This window comes from Microtetraspora fusca (assembly GCF_001570365.1).
GTDB classification, from domain to species: domain Bacteria; phylum Actinomycetota; class Actinomycetes; order Streptosporangiales; family Streptosporangiaceae; genus Microtetraspora; species Microtetraspora fusca.
In genome coordinates, this window is record NZ_BBYK01000030.1 from 1 (window position 1) to 727 (window position 727).

General features: G+C 65.3%; 1 protein-coding gene. It reads right to left on the reverse strand.

Annotation, left to right across the window (positions count from 1 at the left end):
* Nucleotides 1-680: transposase family protein (locus AWQ68_RS41880; protein WP_066932645.1), on the reverse strand; the 680-nt coding region annotated here is incomplete at its 3' end.
* Nucleotides 681-727 lie beyond the last annotated feature (47 nt).

Here is a 727-nt window from a genome sequence, read left to right on the forward strand (position 1 = left end):
AGCGCTCGTTGTAGGGCGTTGCGGGCGCGGTTGTCGACGCTGAGCATGTTGCCATCAGCAGGTTGCTTGAACGGAACGACGATGCCGTGACCTGCACCTTGATAGCCGGGGTCGGCCAGGACGGGCATGGCCTTGGCGTACGGGTAGACGGCAGGAAGCACGTGACGGCGAGCAGCTTCGATATCGACGACACCGCCGGGCTCGACGTCGCTGGTCCAGGCGGGAAAGCCGTCGGGTTCGCACAAGGCTTGGATGTTGCCGCCGAAATCGCCGGTCTTGCCGGAGAACCAGGCGTCGATGGTTTCGCCCTTCACGCTGGTGGTCTTCATGCGGCAGCGGTCGGTGTCGAAGATTTTGCCGTCGAGGATGAGGTGGGGGACGCGGTCGGCGGCGGCCTGTTCCAGTGCTTCGTGCAGGTCGGGGGCTTGGTCGGCCAGGACGTCGATGACCTCGTGCAGGTAGCGGTAGGCGGTGGCCTGTGACAGTCCGAACGCGATGCCGTGCAGGCGGAGGTTGGGCTTGGAGCGGAACCAGGCCAGGGCGAACAGTGCCTGGTAGAAGCAGGTCGGGCGCCGCGACCCCTTGGGCGTTCCGCGGTGGCGGCGTTCGGTGTGTAGCAGGCGGCCGACGTAGCGGACCAGTTCACGGGAGACGTCGAGCATGGCAGGATAGGCGATCACGTGGAGCTTTCTCGGTGTGAGGATCTTGTGGTGAGACCCCTTCTACC